The sequence below is a fragment of the Sphingomonas sp. LT1P40 genome (genome assembly GCF_036663835.1).
Taxonomy (GTDB): Bacteria; Pseudomonadota; Alphaproteobacteria; order Sphingomonadales; family Sphingomonadaceae; genus Sphingomonas.
This window is the reverse complement of the sequence record NZ_JAXOJT010000002.1, coordinates 196,057-211,462: the sequence shown is the minus strand read 5'-3', so window position 1 is coordinate 211,462 and position 15,406 is coordinate 196,057. Positions and strand designations below refer to the sequence as shown.

General features: G+C 65.1%; 15 protein-coding genes. 4 read left to right on the top strand and 11 right to left on the bottom strand.

The features are described from left to right. Positions 1 to 288: 288 nt before the first annotated feature. A complete protein-coding gene (locus tag U1702_RS12390) occupies positions 289 to 1,884 on the top strand; it encodes an isocitrate lyase (protein WP_332725057.1) in 1,596 nt (531 codons plus the stop codon). 63 nt (positions 1,885 to 1,947) lie between these two features. On the opposite strand, the gene U1702_RS12385 is transcribed toward U1702_RS12390, so the two are convergent. Continuing rightward, positions 1,948 to 3,840 (bottom strand): winged helix-turn-helix domain-containing protein, encoded by a 1,893-nt coding sequence (locus U1702_RS12385; RefSeq protein WP_332725055.1) that lies wholly within the window; start codon positions 3,838 to 3,840, stop codon positions 1,948 to 1,950. A 35-nt stretch (positions 3,841 to 3,875) separates the two neighbouring features. Between U1702_RS12385 and U1702_RS12380 the strand changes: the two genes are divergently transcribed. Then, positions 3,876 to 4,346 (top strand): UrcA family protein, encoded by a 471-nt coding sequence (locus tag U1702_RS12380; protein WP_332725053.1) that lies wholly within the window; start codon positions 3,876 to 3,878, stop codon positions 4,344 to 4,346. Here the strand turns inward: U1702_RS12380 and rnhB are convergent. From rnhB to U1702_RS12365, 3 genes are all read right to left on the bottom strand, one after another. Next, a complete protein-coding gene (gene rnhB, locus U1702_RS12375; protein WP_332725051.1) occupies positions 4,333 to 5,052 on the bottom strand; it encodes a ribonuclease HII in 720 nt (239 codons plus the stop codon). The genes U1702_RS12380 and rnhB overlap by 14 nt on opposite strands. Further along, entirely contained in the window at positions 5,045 to 5,830 is a 786-nt protein-coding gene (gene thiD / locus U1702_RS12370) for a bifunctional hydroxymethylpyrimidine kinase/phosphomethylpyrimidine kinase (RefSeq protein ID WP_332725049.1), read from the bottom strand. The genes rnhB and thiD overlap by 8 nt, the downstream gene beginning before the upstream one ends. A 285-nt stretch (positions 5,831 to 6,115) precedes the next feature. Beyond that, positions 6,116 to 6,850 (bottom strand): tetratricopeptide repeat protein, encoded by a 735-nt coding sequence (locus U1702_RS12365; RefSeq protein WP_332725047.1) that lies wholly within the window; start codon positions 6,848 to 6,850, stop codon positions 6,116 to 6,118. Positions 6,851 to 7,066: 216 nt separating this feature from the next. Here U1702_RS12365 and U1702_RS12360 point away from each other — a divergent pair, with 216 nt between their 5' ends. After that, entirely contained in the window at positions 7,067 to 7,438 is a 372-nt protein-coding gene (locus U1702_RS12360) for a hypothetical protein (protein WP_332725045.1), read from the top strand. Positions 7,439 to 7,485: 47 nt separating this feature from the next. Here the strand turns inward: U1702_RS12360 and U1702_RS12355 are convergent, their stop codons facing one another. From U1702_RS12355 to glmM, 4 genes are read right to left on the bottom strand one after another with little or no spacing between them, the layout of a single operon-like run. Beyond that, positions 7,486 to 7,743 carry a ketopantoate reductase C-terminal domain-containing protein gene (locus tag U1702_RS12355; RefSeq protein ID WP_332725043.1) on the bottom strand — a complete coding sequence of 86 codons (258 nt, stop codon included), beginning with the start codon at positions 7,741 to 7,743 and terminating at the stop codon, positions 7,486 to 7,488. Then, positions 7,743 to 8,348, bottom strand: a complete 606-nt coding sequence (locus tag U1702_RS12350) for a 2-dehydropantoate 2-reductase N-terminal domain-containing protein (protein ID WP_332725041.1) — start codon at positions 8,346 to 8,348, stop codon at positions 7,743 to 7,745. The genes U1702_RS12355 and U1702_RS12350 overlap by 1 nt, the downstream gene beginning before the upstream one ends. After that, entirely contained in the window at positions 8,345 to 8,578 is a 234-nt protein-coding gene (locus U1702_RS12345) for a DUF1272 domain-containing protein (protein ID WP_332726380.1), read from the bottom strand. The genes U1702_RS12350 and U1702_RS12345 overlap by 4 nt, the downstream gene beginning before the upstream one ends. Then, positions 8,578 to 9,918 (bottom strand): phosphoglucosamine mutase, encoded by a 1,341-nt coding sequence (glmM, locus tag U1702_RS12340; protein ID WP_332725039.1) that lies wholly within the window; start codon positions 9,916 to 9,918, stop codon positions 8,578 to 8,580. Before glmM ends, U1702_RS12345 begins: the two co-directional genes overlap by 1 nt. Before the next feature lie 72 nt (positions 9,919 to 9,990). Between glmM and U1702_RS12335 the strand changes: the two genes are divergently transcribed. Then, a complete protein-coding gene (locus U1702_RS12335) occupies positions 9,991 to 11,250 on the top strand; it encodes a dicarboxylate/amino acid:cation symporter (RefSeq protein WP_332725037.1) in 1,260 nt (419 codons plus the stop codon). An 84-nt stretch (positions 11,251 to 11,334) separates the two neighbouring features. On the opposite strand, the gene gorA is transcribed toward U1702_RS12335, so the two are convergent. The 3 genes from gorA to pgi all read right to left on the bottom strand — a co-directional run bounded on the left by gorA (position 11,335) and on the right by pgi (position 15,170). Beyond that, positions 11,335 to 12,681 (bottom strand): glutathione-disulfide reductase, encoded by a 1,347-nt coding sequence (gorA, locus tag U1702_RS12330; RefSeq protein ID WP_332725035.1) that lies wholly within the window; start codon positions 12,679 to 12,681, stop codon positions 11,335 to 11,337. A 702-nt stretch (positions 12,682 to 13,383) separates the two neighbouring features. Next, positions 13,384 to 13,677 carry an alkylphosphonate utilization protein gene (locus U1702_RS12325; RefSeq protein ID WP_332725033.1) on the bottom strand — a complete coding sequence of 98 codons (294 nt, stop codon included), beginning with the start codon at positions 13,675 to 13,677 and terminating at the stop codon, positions 13,384 to 13,386. Continuing rightward, on the bottom strand, positions 13,674 to 15,170 hold the full coding sequence (gene pgi / locus U1702_RS12320) for a glucose-6-phosphate isomerase (protein ID WP_332725031.1): 1,497 nt from the start codon (positions 15,168 to 15,170) through the stop codon (positions 13,674 to 13,676). Before pgi ends, U1702_RS12325 begins: the two co-directional genes overlap by 4 nt. Positions 15,171 to 15,406 lie beyond the last annotated feature (236 nt).

Sequence of the window (15,406 nt, the reverse complement as noted above, 5' to 3'; positions counted from 1 at the left end):
AGCAAACAATGGTTAACGAAAAGCGTTGGGATTCCGTTAACTTGGCGGAACATTTGCGGACTTGTCCACATATTGAGTCCCGGACTTATCCACAGGCCCAAGGGGTGGGGTGCGGTGTAAAAGACTCGTTTCGGAAGCGGCTGATCCGGTGAAGTTTGTCGTTTATTTACAAGATTACCGATAGAAAACCTGTATGCCGCACCGGTTCACGCCGTGTGGCTTGGATTTAGGGCAGCAAAGCGTGTCAATCTGAATAGATATGCTCGCAATTCCGAAGCGAGGACTGCCATGACCTATCAAGACGAAATCGCCCGCGCTCAAGCGCCCATCACTGCCGAGAACGGTCGCTGGGACGGCATCGACGCTGAATCGGTGGCGCGGATGCGGTTGCAAAATCGGTTCCGCACGGGTCTCGACATCGCCAAATACACGGCCGGGATCATGCGCCGAGACATGGCGGCCTATGACGCCGATCCGGCGGCCTACACCCAGTCGCTGGGCTGCTGGCACGGGTTTATCGGGCAGCAGAAGCTCATCTCGATCAAGAAGCATTTCGGCACAACCAAGGGCAAATACCTCTATCTGTCGGGCTGGATGGTCGCGGCGCTGCGCAGCGATTTCGGGCCGCTGCCCGACCAGTCGATGCACGAGAAAACCAGCGTTCCGGCGCTGATCGAGGAGCTTTACACCTTTCTGAAGCAGGCCGATGCGCGTGAACTGGGCATGATGTTCCGCGATCTGGACGCCGCGCGCGACAGCGGCAACGCGGTCGAGGCGGCGCGCATCCAGCATGCGATCGACAATTACGAAACGCATGTCGTGCCGATCATCGCCGATATCGACGCGGGCTTCGGCAATGCCGAGGCGACGTACCTGCTGGCGAAGAAGATGATCGAGGCAGGGGCGTGCGCGCTGCAGATCGAAAATCAGGTCAGCGACGAGAAGCAGTGTGGCCATCAGGACGGCAAGGTCACCGTGCCGCATGAGGACTTCCTCGCGAAGGTCCGGGCGTGCCGCTACGCATTCCTGGAGATGGGCGTCGATGACGGCATCATCGTCACGCGCACCGACTCGCTGGGTGCGGGCCTGACCAAGCAAATCGCGGTCAGCAAGGAACCGGGCGACATCGGCGACCAGTATAATAGCTACCTCGACTGTGAGGAGATCGACCCCGCCACGGCGCGCAACGGCGACGTCATCATCAACCGCGACGGCAAGTTGATGCGGCCGAAGCGGCTGCCATCCAACCTGTTCCAGTTCCGCGAAGGCACCGGGGCGGATCGTTGCGTCCTCGACTGCATCAACAGCCTGCAGAACGGCGCCGACCTATTGTGGATCGAGACCGAGAAGCCGCATATCGAGCAGATCGCATCGATGGTGGACCGCATCCGCGAGGTCATCCCGAACGCCAAGCTGGTTTACAACAATTCGCCAAGCTTCAACTGGACGCTGAACTTCCGCCAGCAGGTGTTCGACGCCTGGGCCGAGGCGGGCAGGGACGTGTCGGCGTTCGACCGCGCCCGTCTGATGAGTGTCGATTACGATGCGACCGAGCTGGCGATCGAGGCGGACGAGAAAATCCGCACGTTCCAGAAAGATGCGGCGGCGCGGGCGGGGATTTTCCACCACCTCATCACGCTGCCGACTTATCACACCGCCGCGCTGTCGACCGACAATCTGGCGCGGGAGTATTTCGGCGACGCGGGCATGCTGGGCTACGTCAAGGGCGTGCAGCGGCAGGAAATCCGTCAGGGGATTGCCTGTGTGAAGCATCAGAATATGTCGGGCAGCGATATTGGCGACGATCACAAGGAGTATTTCGCCGGTGAGGCAGCGCTGAAGGCGGGCGGGGCGCACAATACGATGAATCAGTTCGCGGCGTAAAACGCCGGAGCTGACGGCCCGAGAAAGGTTTCCTGGGGAGGAAAGGGGGCCCGTCGTCACGCTTCAGCGCGGCGGCGGGCCTTTTCCGTTGAGCGTGGCGCAAAAGGGTGGGGCGCCTTCGGCCGCGCACAGATGCGGGCGGGTGTCGCTTTGTCGCCAATAAGCGATGAGTCCGGCGCGTTCGAGTAGCGCCCGATAGCGTGGATCGCCGCGCAGCGGCTTGAGCAGTGGACTGAACAGTGCGCCGGTTGCGCGGGGGTTGGCGGCGAGCAAGGTGTCGAGCGCAGCGAAAGTCGCATCGCTGCGCCCAAGCGCTGCCAGCGTTTCGGCGATTTCGGACGCACGGTCGGGAAACGGGCCGCGGGCAAGCGCGGTACCGGCGGCGTCGATTGCGACGCGATCCCCCGATGCCAGCGCGCGATAGGCGGGCAATAACCGTTCGGCGAGTTCGGAGCGTTCCGATGCCAACGCGCGCGCCGCCGCGTACCAGTCTTTCGCCAGTGCCGCACCGCGCCACTGAAAGCCAATTGCGACCTTGCCATGCACCTGTGTCAGCCGCCGTATCGCCTGACCTGCGGCGACCGGCTGATCCGCGAAATAAAGCGCGGCTGCGACGTTCCACAACGCGCCTGCACCGTCGGCATTCTCGTCCAGCACGCGGCCCAGATATTCACCAGCTTCCCGTGCGCGACCGACTTCGAGCAGGAATCCGCCATAATCGTTGAACTCGCACACACATTCACTGAGCCGTTTCGAGATCGCCTTCTGAAACAGCTTTTCCTGGTCTGCATAGCGTCCGGCGGGGACGAAGCGCGCGAGCAGCGCATAGTTGCGACCGATATCCGGATCGCTGGCGATGCCGCGCCGGGCTGAGGCTTCGGCCTCCTTGTCCAGCGCCTTTGCCTGTTCGGCGGGGCTGAACATTGACAGCCGAGTCAGGGCCGATGACAGGCTGGCCCAGCCGCGCGCAAAATCGGGGGCTGCGGCGACGGCCTGACGCGCGGCGGCGACCATACGTGTCGGTGACCCCTCGAACGCCATTCCCTCGTAACAGGCTTGCAGATGAGCGGCGAGCGCGCGCGACGGCAGCGTGCCGGGATAGTCGGCGCGACCCGCCAGGCCGCATTTGAGCGTAGCGTCGATCAGGAAGGCGAACTGGATTGGTCCGGCTCGCTCGGTCACCGCCCGGTCGCGGGCGGCGGACCACAGGGTCTCGCCTGTCGCCGCCTCCTGCACCTGCACCGAATAGCGCAATATGTCGTCCAGCCGCTTGACCGCGCCGCGCAGCTGATAGTCGCCGCCCGTTTCCCGCAGGACGAGATAGGGATTACGCCCGAGCCGGGTCGCGATCTCGGCGCGGGTATGGCTGGCGATCCCCGCAGGGGCACCGTCGCCGACCGCCTCAATCGCGACGATGCTGACGGTTGCGGTGGCGGGCGTGCGCGTGGCCCGCCAGCCCCAAATACCCAGCGCGGCTATGAGCAGGGCGAGCATGGCAATGACCGGAACGAGCCAGCGACGGCGCTTTCGCGTGACCAGTTCGATCACCGGCGTGGTGAGCGCGATATCGCCTGGTTCATCCGCGCCGTCGCACTCGACCAGACGAAAACCGACCTTGGTGATTGTCTCGATCCGCACCGCGTCGCCCGCCACCTCGCCGATGGCGCGGCGCAGGCGATAGACGACGCTGCTGATCGCCTCGTCGCCCACAATACGGCCGTCCCAGCACGACAGGATGAGGTCGTCGCGGGTAAGGATATGGCCATCGGCGCGGGCAAGCGCGACGAACAATTGCATCATCCGCGGCTCCAGCGTGATGCGCCGCCCGCGTTCATGCGTCACGGTGCGGGTCGGCGGATCGATGCGCAGCGGGCCGATTGCGAACGCAGACGCGCGGGCAAGCTCGATCCGCGACGTCGACGCGCCGTTTCCGTCGTTATTTCCGGGGTCCGTCATCCAGCCATCCTCGCCAACCGGATAGGCGAGCGAACATGGCGGGCAAAGAGCCAGCGTGGCTCCGTCATGAATTCATCAAGCGTTCGTCATGCCCGCGCGACGTCGCCGTCAAGCGCGACACCGGCGTCGGTGCCAGACAAGGGCAACCGGCGCGGTATCGCCCCGCCTTCTTACGGGAACCAGTTATGAACCACATACTCCCCCTCATCCTGCTGATCGGTGCAGTCGGTAGTCCCGCATTGGCGGCACCGAGCGATCGAATTGAAACCCGCGTTGCGGTCAGCGTGCGTGACCTTGATCTGTCTACCGACGCAGGCCAGCGCGCCTTCGACCGCCGGGTCGTGGCCGCCGTCAGCAGCGTCTGCGGAGCCAGCGCTGCGGATCTGGCGACCCGCGCCGACGTTCGCAACTGTCGCATAGCCGCCCGGGCCGGTGTCGCACGGCGCCGCGCCGAACTGGTCGCGAGCGCCAGCGGTAACGGTGCGTCCCAGCTCAGCGCACGCTGAACCCATCGGCGATGCCGGCCGTCACCGGCATCGTCAGGCCGGCGGCACGTCCGGAGGGACCGGGCGCGCCGCCGGTCATTTTCGTGGTGACGGTGAGCGCAGGTCCGAAATCCAGTTCCGCCTGTGCCACCGGCGCGAAGCTGCGGCGGTGGTGAGGGGTGGGGCCGAGAGTGCGCAGGGCATTCTGGTGCAGCTTTGCGCCATAACCCTTGTTGCTGGCCCAACCATAGCCGGGGAACGCGGCGTCGAGTTCGATCATCATGCAGTCGCGGCGGTGCTTGGCGACAATCGAGGCGGCGGCGATCGACAGGCACAGCGCGTCGCCGCCGATCACGGGCTCGCTGTGATGCTCCCATTTCGGACAGCGATTGCCGTCGACCAGCACATAGGCGGGGCGCAGGTCGAGCGCGGCGACGGCGCGGGTCATTGCCAGCATCGTCGCCCACAATATGTTGAGTTGGTCGATTTCTTCGACGCTGGCGATGCCGATGCCGATACGGGCGCAGGCCAGCAGTGCCTCGTAGAGCGCAGCGCGTTTGGCGGGGGTCAGCGCTTTGGAGTCGTCGATACCGTCGGGGATGCAGGCGAAATCGAGGATGACGGCGGCGGCGACGACGGGTCCGGCAAGCGGCCCGCGACCGGCCTCGTCCACGCCGGCGACCGGGCCGCGCGGGGCGTGGCGGGTCTCGTAGCTGAAGTCAGGCATCGTCGCCGCCCTCCAGCTCGTCGAACGGGGAATAGCCGAGCGTGTGACCGATCGGCCCATGTCCTGCGCCCAGCCCCGGTGCGGTGAGCAGGGCGATACGAACGAAGCGGACCGCGCGGTAAAAGGCGTCGGCGATCGCCATCCCCTCGCCCAACCCGGCGGCGAGTGCGCTTGCGAAGGTACAGCCGGTGCCGTGCGTGCTGGTGGTGTCGATGCGGCGCGCGATGAGTTCGGCCAGCAATTCGCCCCGCGGCGAGAACAGCCGGTCATGGACGTCGTCGCCCGCGACATGCCCGCCCTTTTCGACCAGATGCGCGCCGTGGGCGAGAACCGCGTCGCGTCCGCCCAGCGCCGCGAGTTCGGGGGCGTTGGGGGTGACGACCGACGCGCGGTCCATCAGCCGCTCGAAAGCTGCAATGGTGGCGGCGTCGGCAAGGACCGACCCGCTGGTGGCGACCATGACGGGGTCGAAGACGATGGGCACGTCGAGCGCCTCCAGCCGGTCGGCGACGGCATTGGCGGTTTCAGCCGATCCGATCATGCCGATCTTGACCGCATCCACGCCGATATCGCTGAGGACGGCGTCGATCTGCGCCAGCACCATGTCGGCGGGGATGGCGTGGACGGCGGTGACGCCCAGCGTGTTCTGCGAAGTAATCGCGGTAATCGCGGTCATGGCGTGGCCGCCCAGCATCGTCACGGTCTTGATATCCGCCTGAATGCCCGCGCCGCCGCCGGAATCGGAACCTGCGATGATGAGGATGCGGGAGATGGTCATGACAGTGCGTTGACAGTTTTGACGGTTTGGAGGGGTTTGGGGGCGGACGCGGCGGGTACGCGGCGGGTATGCGCCTGTAACCCGCCACGTGCGCGGCAGTGACGTGGCGGTGACGCGACAGTGACGCGGCGAGTGCGCGACGCAGGAGTAACCGAGGCGATGAGCATGAGAATGCCATGGCACAGGCGGGGGTGTGTAGGAAAGTTTTGCGATGGCGTGAGCGGAATGGTCGTTTTCGACCCCATCACGGATGTCATTAACAGCGAGTCGGCTTCCGGACGACCGTCACCTATCACCGCCCCGTTGTACAAGAGCTTGAGCAGCGCGTTGCCCTGAGAGCGCCTTAAGCGTGAGCTGCGTGGGCGCAGGGCTGTAGCCGCCAACAATTTCTTCAACCCGTCTGCGTTCATCAGGTGACAGCCGCGCTTCAAAACCCTTCAACCACGCCGCCTGCGCTTCGCTGGGTTCCGACCGGATGAGAAAAAGCTGGAAGTAAGCTGCCGTTTTCACCGCATCCGGTTTGATGCCGGTCGCACCATTATAGACTGAAGCAAGAGCCATCAGTCCGCCGGACCACCCCTGAGCCGCTGATCGTTCCAGCCAGCTTAGTCCTGTCGGCACGTCCCCGCTTCGCGCGTAGAGGATGCCGACATCCTGTTGTGCAAGCGCATAACCGGCCTTCGCGGCCACGAGCTTATATTGAAGCGCCAGCTTGGCGTCGGGTTCTACCAGACCGGCGCCTTGTCCGTCATAATAACAGCCCAATTTGTAGGCACCCAACGGATCACCAAGCGCTGTTGCCTTGCGGAAGGCATCAAGCGCCTTGGCGTGATCCTCCGGAACGCCTGAACCGGTATGGTATGCCATGCCCAAGTGATAGATTGCCTCGGCGTTTCCAGCTTCGGCCAGGCGTTCGAGAGCAGGTATAAAGTCTGCATCCTGGGCGCGCCCGCAGCCGGGCAAGGCGAGGACCGCGACAGCCAGCATTCCGGCAATAAAGCGCATCGTTCCGCCGATCATCAGGCAGGCTTAGCATGGTGTCGAGTGGCAGCAAGCTCTGCCCCTCGATAGCGCGACTCCCTCATCCAACCTTCGCTAAGGCAGCAAGCTGCCAAGCAGCGGTATCCTTCTCCCTTAAGGAGACGGTTGACGAGTGTAGTCGAACAACAGCTAACCGCCATTTCGAACGTTGACCCTTGTCTGGGCGAGCCTGACCCGGCATGAGATTGACGAGATATGCTGATCCTTGCCGTTGCCCTGCTACTCGCCAACCGCGATACGACGGCCTTCCCCGAGCAAGTGCCCGGCTTGACGGAAGCGTGCTTGGAGGCTGCGGTCGCGGCCGGAAACGTGACTGACACGGACGACAGCCACAAATATATTTGCGCTGGCGACACGGCCACCCGGCTCTGGGCATTTCTGGAACGCGCAGAGGTTCGTTCCTACGAGCAGGACACACCCGAGGGCCGCTGGCTCAGCCGTGAGTTTCCGCTTGGCGGCTGTTTCAAGCGGGTTCGGCTGCCTGGTGGCGAACCCGCAACCGATGGGTTGTCGTGCACGATTTGGGTGCCGCGCCCAATCGTTGGCTCACCCATGGGGAAACCCTGACGCTCCAGGGCGCTGGCAACGTCGACGGCGGGGCGCGTTCAGTCACCTTAACTCAACCGGATGATGCGATCCGCCATGTCGTTGAGCGGGGTGGCGATGCCGTGGTGTGCGCCGAGCCGGGCGATCACGCCGTTGCGGGCATCCGCCTCGGTCGGGCGGCCCGCGAGCCGGTCGGCGAGGATCGAGTTCACCGCATCTGCCGGATCGGCGCGATATCCGGCGACGACCCGGTCGGCGAGTGCATCGTCGAGCTGTGCGCCCTCTGCCCGTCCGACGGCGATGCATTCGACGACCAGCGCATGCATCAGCGCCGCCGCATCCGGTTCATGCGCGACACCGCCGGGCGCAGCGTCAGCGCGTTGACGGCGCCGGCGCAGTTGATGGCAAGTTTGCGCCACGCCGCGCTGAGCCAGTCGTCGGTGCATTGCACGTCGATCGGCGTGTGGGTGAAAAGCGCAGTGAAGGCTTTGCCCGCCGCATCGGCCGGGACCAGCATCGTGCCCGTCCGGCGCTGGATGACGTCGCCGGGCGCGCGCCGCTCGGCCGGGATATCGACGATGACGGGGACGATTTGCGCCGGGTCGAGGCCGGGAAAGCGCGATCGATGCTCGACGCCGTTCTGGAGGATGGCGACGCGGGTGTGCGGTCCGGCCAGCCGTTCGAGCCAGCGGGCGGCACCCGGCGCGTCATAAGTCTTGGTTGCGACGATGACCCAGTCGACTTCAGTCGCGGTTGCCGGGTCGGTGTGCTGGATTGGCTGGCTGTCCAGCATACCAACCGGAGTCTCGACACGCAGGCGGTCGAACGGGGTGCGGACGCAGAGTTCGACCGCATATGCCGGGTTTGCGATCAGCCAGGCGGCGATGGTGGCGCCGACGGCACCGGTGCCGACCACCGCAACCCGGGTCAACCGCCATCCTCGCCGAAGCGTCGCTCCGTGCTCGCCGGATGCGTGCGCAGTGCGCCGCCGGTTCGGGTCGGGCGGTCGAGGAGTTCGCCGCCGCAATTGGGGCAGCGTTCGTCCACGGCATCGGCGCACATCGCGCAGAAGGTGCATTCGAACGAGCAAATGAACGCGCCGCCCTGATCGGCGGGGAGGTCAGTGCCGCAGCGTTCGCAGTCGGGGCGCATTTCCAGCATCAGGCTGCCGCCACGCGCACGGCGTCGCATATGCGGTTCACGACCGTTTCGACCTGCGCCATGTCCTCGCCTTCGGCCATCACGCGGATCAGGGGTTCGGTGCCGGACTTGCGGATGAGCAGGCGGCCGGTGCCGTCGAGTTCGGCTTCGGCGGCGGCGATCGCGTCCTTGACCCGCGCGTCGTCCAGCGGTTTGCCGCCGGCGAAACGGACGTTCTTCAGGAGTTGCGGGAGCGGGTCGAAACGGTGGAGGACTTCGCTGGCCGGGGCACCGGCGCGGACCAGTTCGGCGAGAACTTGCAGCGCCGCGACCAGGCCGTCGCCGGTGGTGGCGTAGTCCGTCAGGATGATGTGGCCCGACTGTTCGCCGCCGACATTGTAACCGGACGAACGCATCTTCTCCAGCACATGGCGGTCGCCGACATTGGTGCGAATCAGGCCGAGACCCTGTGCCGAGAGATGGCGTTCGAGGCCGAGGTTGGACATGACGGTGGCGACGAGGCCGCCGCCCTGCAACCGCCCCTGCCGCGCCCAGCCGCCGGCGATCGTCGCCATCAGCTGATCGCCGTCAACCACTTCGCCATGCTCGTCCGCAACGATCAGCCGGTCGGCATCGCCGTCCAGCGCGATGCCGATATGTGCGCCGGACGCGACGACGGTCTCGCACAAAGTCAGCGGCGCGGTCGAGCCGACCTGATCGTTGATGTTCTTGCCGTTCGGCTCGACGCCGATCGCAATGACCTCGGCACCGAGTTCCCACAAGGCCGAGGGGGCGACCTGATAGGCCGCACCATTGGCGCAATCGACCACCACCTTTAGCCCGTCGAGCCGCAAATCGGTGGGGAAGGTCGATTTGGCGAAGTGGATATAGCGGCCCTTGGCATCGTCGATGCGCTTGGCGCGGCCGATTTCGGCGGCGGCGGCGAGCGGCAGGTCGCCGTCCAGCAACGCCTCGATCGCTTCCTCGTCCGCGTCGGACAATTTGTAGCCGTCCGGGCCGAACAGTTTCAGTCCGTTATCGGCGAACGGATTGTGGCTGGCGGAAATCATCACGCCGAGGTCTGCGCGCATCGATTGCGTCAGCATCGCCACGGCGGGGGTGGGCATCGGGCCGACCAGTACGACGTCCATGCCGACGCTGGTAAAGCCAGCGACTAGCGCGCTTTCGAGCATATAGCCCGACAGGCGCGTGTCCTTGCCGATCACCACGCGATGTTTGTGATCGCCGCGCAGGAAGTGCTTTCCCGCCGCCATGCCGACCTTCATCGCCATCGCCGCGGTCATCGGATGGACGTTGGTCTTGCCGCGAATTCCGTCGGTTCCGAAATATTTTCTTGCCATATCCGCCCGCTTTGCGCCTGTTTAGAAGCTTCCGTGGCGCGTTGGTAGCGCCGCTTTTGATTAAGGGCGAGTATGTCGCAGCCGACACGGATTTTTGCAGCCCTGATTCTGGGCCTTGCGCTGGGGATCGCGGCGGCGGCGTTCGCGCCGGCGGGGGCGTTGCAGGCGGCGGACTGGGTGCAGCCGATCGGGACGATGTGGCTGCACGCGTTGCAGATGACGATCGTGCCGCTGGTCGTGTCGCTGCTGATAACCGGGATCGCGGCGACGGCGGAGGCGGCGAAGGCGAGCACGCTGGCGCGACGGGCGTTCATCGCGTTCATCGTGCTGTTGTGGGTGTCGTCGGCGCTGGGCGGGGCGATTGCGCTGGGGCTGTTGTCGGCGTTTCCGTTGGGCGGGGAGCTGGCCGGGGCGCTGCGCGATGCATTGGGCAGCGCGCCGCCGACCGGGGAGGTGCCGCCTTTCTCGGCGTTCGTGGTGGCGCTGGTGCCGTCCAACCCGATCGCGTCGGCGGCGAACGACGCGTTTCTGCCGATGATCCTGTTCACGACCGTGTTCGCCTTTGCGATCACGCGGTTGCCGGATGAGGAGCGGGTGCGGCTGACCGGGTTTTTCCAGGCGGTCGGCAATGCGATGCTGGTGGTCATCAACTGGGTCTTGTGGCTGGGGCCGATCGGGGTCGGGGCGCTGGCTTATGTCGTCGGGGCGCGCGCGGGCACGTCGGCGTTCGGGGCGCTGCTGCATTATGTGCTGATCGTGAGCGCGGTGGGGATCGTGCTGTGGTTGCTGGCGGTGCCGTTTGCGTGGGTGTTCGCCAAGGTGTCACCTGCCCGGTTCGTGCGCGCGATCCTGCCGTCGCAATCGGTGGCGGCGAGCACGCAATCGTCGCTGGCCAGCCTGCCCGCAATGCTGCGATCAACCGAGACGCTGGGCGTGCCGGTGGCGCGGGCGGGTGTCGTGCTGCCGCTGGCGGTGGCGCTGTTCCGCTGGACGGGGCCGGCGATGAATTTCGCGGTGGCGATCTATGTCGCGCACTGGCTGGGGATCGAGCTGGGCGCGGGGCAGCTGGCGGCGGGGTGGGCGGCGGCGGCGATCACCACGATGGGTGCGGTGGGGTTGCCGGGGACGATCAGCTTCGTGTCGTCGATCGCGCCGATCGCTATTGCGATGGGTGTGCCGATCGCGCCGCTGGGGCTGCTGGTGGCGGTGGAGACGATCCCGGACATTTTCCGCACGGTCGGCAATGTCGCGATGGATGTCGGGGCGACGCGGGCGATTGCGGGTGAGGGTGGTGAGGAGAGCGAGGCCGACGAACTGTTGCGCGCTGAGTAAAATCCGTCACCCCAGCGGAAGCTGGGGTCTCGTTAGGGCTTCCCCTGCCGCCTGAGACCCCAGCTTTCGCTGGGGTGACGGGTATTATTTCATCAGCACCAGTTCTTCCGCCATGCTCGGATGCAGCGCCACGGTCTGGTCGAAGTCGTCCTTGGTCAGGCCGGCCTTCACCGCCACTGCCGCCGCCTGCAAAATCTCCGGCGAATCCGGGCCGATCATGTGGAGGCCGAGGACTTTGCCGGTCTCCGCATGGCAGATCATCTTGTAGAGCGCGCGTTCGTTGCGGTTCGCCAGCACGTTCTTCATCGGGCGGAAGTCGGAGGTGTAGACCTTGACCGAGCCGTATTTCTGCTTGGCCTGCCCCTCGGTCATGCCGACGCCCGCGATCGGGGGATGGCTGAACACGGCGGCGGGGATGCAGCCATAGTCGACGGTGGTGGGCTTGTCGCCGAACACGGTGTCGGCGAAGGCCTGACCTTCGCGGATCGCGACGGGCGTTAGTTGCACGCGGTTGGTGACGTCTCCAACGGCGTAGATCGAGTCGATGGTGGATTTGTTGTCGGCACCCACAACGATTGCGCCCTTGTCGTCGAGTTCGACGCCAGCCTCCGCCAGCCCCAGCCCTTCGGTATTGGGCACGCGACCGGTGGCGAACAGGACGCAGTCGACCTCCATATCCTCGTGTTCGGTCATCGAGACGAGCAGGCTGCCATCGGCCTGTTTCTCGATCCCGCGGAACTCGGCGTGGAAGCGGAAGTCGATGCCCTTGGTCATGCTGATCTGGAGCAGGCGGTCGCGGATCTGTTCGTCATAGCCGCGCAGGATCACGTCGCTGCGGTTGATCAGCGTCACCTTGCTGCCGAGTTCGTTGAAGATACCGGCGAATTCATTGGCGATATAGCCTGCGCCCGCGATCAGGACGCGCTTTGGCAGAGCGTCGAGATGGAACACCTCGTTCGAGGTGATGCCATGTTCGTGGCCGGGGCATTCGGGGACGAGCGGGCGTGCGCCGACTGCGATCAGAATTTTACCCGCGCTGATCTTGCGACCGCTGGCGAGCGTGACTTCGTTCGGGCCGGAGACGGTGGCGCGTTCGTGGATGACCTCGACGCCGTGGCTGTCGAGGGTGTTGGTGTAGGCGGCGTTCAGCCGGTCGACCTCGGCCAGCACATTGTCGCGCAGGGTCGCCCATTCGAAATCGCAATCGGGGACGTTCCAGCCGAACCGGCGGGCGTCCTTCAGATCCTCGGCGAAATGCGCGCCATAGATCAGCAGTTTTTTCGGCACACAGCCGCGAATGACGCAGGTGCCGCCGACGCGATATTCCTCGGCGATGGCGACCTTTGCCCCGTGCGCTGCGGAAACGCGCGAGGCGCGGACACCGCCGGAACCTGCGCCGATGACGAAGAGGTCGTAGTCGTAATCGGGCATGGTGGTCTCCGGTTCGTCGCGCTGGAGCCGCAGATAGGCGCAGGCGGGGTGGATGCCAACGCACGCTTTGCGTTGGGGGATCGCTGCCTACCCTTTTGGCCACCCCGGCCCTGTGCCGGGGCCCACCGGGAGGCGGGCTTTGGACAAGCGGCTGGAGGTCAGCCGGTGAGGCTGCGTGGGCCCCAGCACAAGGCCGGGGTGACGATAGGGGATCGGCAAACGACCCAATTTTAGCCCTGACATGGTAATGATGGCGCGCCTAAGAGATGACGCTCGGAGGACTCATGATCTTTAGACACGCACTTATCGCGTTTTGGTTAGTTTGGCTCGTAGGTGGATGCGCGACCGAGCCGCGCACGGTTTCCGGTAACCAACGAATAGAGAATAAAGGCGTTTGGTTTTCTGGTGAGTACGCTTACTTCCGCGCGTCAGATAGCAGTGTATTTGTTCTTCTTCTGCCCAACCCGCGCGATCAAAAACGGTTCGCAGCGCTTGCCCCTCTCAGGTTAGACGCATCAGATACCTGCCTCGCATTGCGTATCCAGGGTAGTCTCAATGGAGAGGTTGACCGGGCCAACCGGCCCTATTTTGTCGTTTCTAAAATTGTTGCGGCAAGAAAGGTTGAATGCGGGAACCTCGCCTGACGGTCCGCAACGGCTGCTTTCCACCCAATAGCAGATGGTCAAAGCCTGATCCCAAACCTCAACGCTTCCGCACAAACTCCGCGCGCAGAACCAACCCTTTGATGCCGTCAAACTTGCAGTCGATTTCCTGCGCGTCGCCGGTCAGGCGGATCGATTTGATCAGGGTGCCGCGTTTTAGCGTCTGGCCTGCGCCTTTGACGGTCAGGTCCTTGATTAGGGTGACCTGATCGCCGTCGGTCAGGATATTCCCGACCGAATCGCGGACTTCGAGCGTGTCGGACGCGGCGGCGAACTGGGAGGCTGGACCCCATTCGCCGCTGGCTTCATCATAAACGTAATCGTCGTCGCTCAAGACCCGAATGCCCGGCGGATCAGGTCGTCGGTGGAGGGGTCGAAATCCTGTCCACCCTGGTCCGCTGCCCTGGCCATTTCCTTGCCCAGTTCGACGCCGAACTGGTCGAACGGGTTGATGCCGAGCAGGGCGGCGCTGACGAAAGTGCGGTGTTCGTAGAAGGCAATCAGCGCGCCGAGGGTGCGCGGGTCGAGTTCGTCGAGCAGGATGGTGCTGGACGGGCGGTCGCCGGGATAGTTGCGCGCGCCGTCGTCATTGGCGCGACCGGCCATCAGCGCTGCGCCCTGCGCAAAGGCGTTGATGAGCAGCTGGCGGTGGTGATCCTCGGCCAGCGTGTCGCCGGGTTCGATGACGGCAACGAATTCGAGCGGGACGAGGTGCGTACCCTGATGCAGCAGCTGGAACACGGCATGCTGGGCATCGGTGCCGACGCCGCCCCAGGTGATCGGGGCGGTGGCGCGGCCGACGGGCGCGCCCTCGGCCGTCACCGACTTGCCGTTCGATTCCATCTCAAGCTGTTGCAGATAGCTGGGGAGCAGGCGCAGGCGTTCGTCATAGGCGAAGGTGGCGCGCGTCTCGCAGCCCCTGTTCTGCGTGTAGTAAAGGTCGGCGAACGCCGCGAGGACCGGGGCGTTGCTGCGCAGATCGGTGAGGCGGAAATGGCGGTCCATTTCGGCGGCACCGTCCAGCATCGCCTCGAACGCGTCCCAGCCGAGTGCGAGCGCGGCGGGGAAGCCGATCGACGACCACAGCGAATAGCGTCCGCCGACGCTCTCGGCGAAGGGGAGCACGCGAGTTTCATCGATGCCCCATTCGACCGCCTTGTCGGGTGCTGCGGTGAGCGCGATGACGCGGCCATAGGGGTCCTCGACGCCATGTTCGCGCATCCAGTCGAGCGCGGATTCGGCGTTCAACAGCGTTTCGGTTGTAGTGAAGGTTTTGGACGCGATCACCAGCAGGGTGGCGTGCGGATCGAAGGCGGAGATCGCCTCCTCCAGCGCGCTGCCGTCGACATTGGAGACGATGGCGACGTCGTAGCGCGCTTCCTCACGGCCCAGCGCGTCGATCAGCAATTCGGGGCCAAGCGCGGAGCCGCCGATGCCGATATGGACGACGTGGGCAACGGGGCCAAGCGCTTCGGCCTCGATCGCGTCGATCAGGCCGCGCATACGGGCGTGGAAGGCGGCGGCGCGGGCGACGCTGTCGGGTGACCCTTCGCCGCGTTCGGCGGTGTGCTCGACCGCGCGCCCTTCGGTCACGTTGACGATATCGCCCGCGAACAGCGCTTCACGCTTGCCCGCGAGGTTGGCGGATTTGGCGAGGGCGGTGAAGGCGTCGAGCGCCGCCGCATCAAGATGCGTCTTGGAGAAGTCGAAATGGATGCCCGCGACATCGGTGCTGAGCAGCGCGAGGCGGCTGGTGTCGGTGGCGAACAGGTCTTTCAGCGGCGTACGGGGAAGCGCCTCGATTGCAGTCCAGTCGGGGGTCGCCATGGTGTGTCTCCGGTTCGCGTCGCGGCGCATGTAGCGTGCCATATGGGGCATCGCTACCCGTGCCGTTAAATCCTCCCCGGCAAGGGGAGGTGGCAGCGCACAGCGCTGACGGAGGGGGGCTTCCTCACGGGACTCCGTTGCCTCACGCCCCCTCCACCGCTTCGCGGTCCCCAGCAACGGGTTGACCATGCCCCGCATGGTCAAGGATCGTCTGGGGGACGATCCGACCCGTTGCT

Bases quoted from the DNA above. Each gene is read 5' to 3' on its own strand.
- U1702_RS12355 (WP_332725043.1), bottom strand. From the start codon at position 7,743: ATGCATGCGCTGGTCGTCGAATGCATCGCCGTCGGACGGGCAGAGGGC.
- gorA (WP_332725035.1), bottom strand. From the start codon at position 12,681: ATGCCCGATTACGACTACGACCTCTTCGTCATCGGCGCAGGTTCCGGC.
- U1702_RS12380 (WP_332725053.1), top strand. From the start codon at position 3,876: ATGGCGGGCAAAGAGCCAGCGTGGCTCCGTCATGAATTCATCAAGCGT.
- U1702_RS12360 (WP_332725045.1), top strand. From the start codon at position 7,067: ATGCTGATCCTTGCCGTTGCCCTGCTACTCGCCAACCGCGATACGACG.
- thiD (WP_332725049.1), bottom strand. From the start codon at position 5,830: ATGACCATCTCCCGCATCCTCATCATCGCAGGTTCCGATTCCGGCGGC.
- pgi (WP_332725031.1), bottom strand. From the start codon at position 15,170: ATGGCGACCCCCGACTGGACTGCAATCGAGGCGCTTCCCCGTACGCCG.
- rnhB (WP_332725051.1), bottom strand. From the start codon at position 5,052: ATGCCTGACTTCAGCTACGAGACCCGCCACGCCCCGCGCGGCCCGGTC.
- U1702_RS12390 (WP_332725057.1), top strand. From the start codon at position 289: ATGACCTATCAAGACGAAATCGCCCGCGCTCAAGCGCCCATCACTGCC.
- U1702_RS12345 (WP_332726380.1), bottom strand. From the start codon at position 8,578: ATGCTGGAAATGCGCCCCGACTGCGAACGCTGCGGCACTGACCTCCCC.
- U1702_RS12365 (WP_332725047.1), bottom strand. From the start codon at position 6,850: ATGATCGGCGGAACGATGCGCTTTATTGCCGGAATGCTGGCTGTCGCG.
- U1702_RS12335 (WP_332725037.1), top strand. From the start codon at position 9,991: ATGTCGCAGCCGACACGGATTTTTGCAGCCCTGATTCTGGGCCTTGCG.
- glmM (WP_332725039.1), bottom strand. From the start codon at position 9,918: ATGGCAAGAAAATATTTCGGAACCGACGGAATTCGCGGCAAGACCAAC.
- U1702_RS12385 (WP_332725055.1), bottom strand. From the start codon at position 3,840: ATGACGGACCCCGGAAATAACGACGGAAACGGCGCGTCGACGTCGCGG.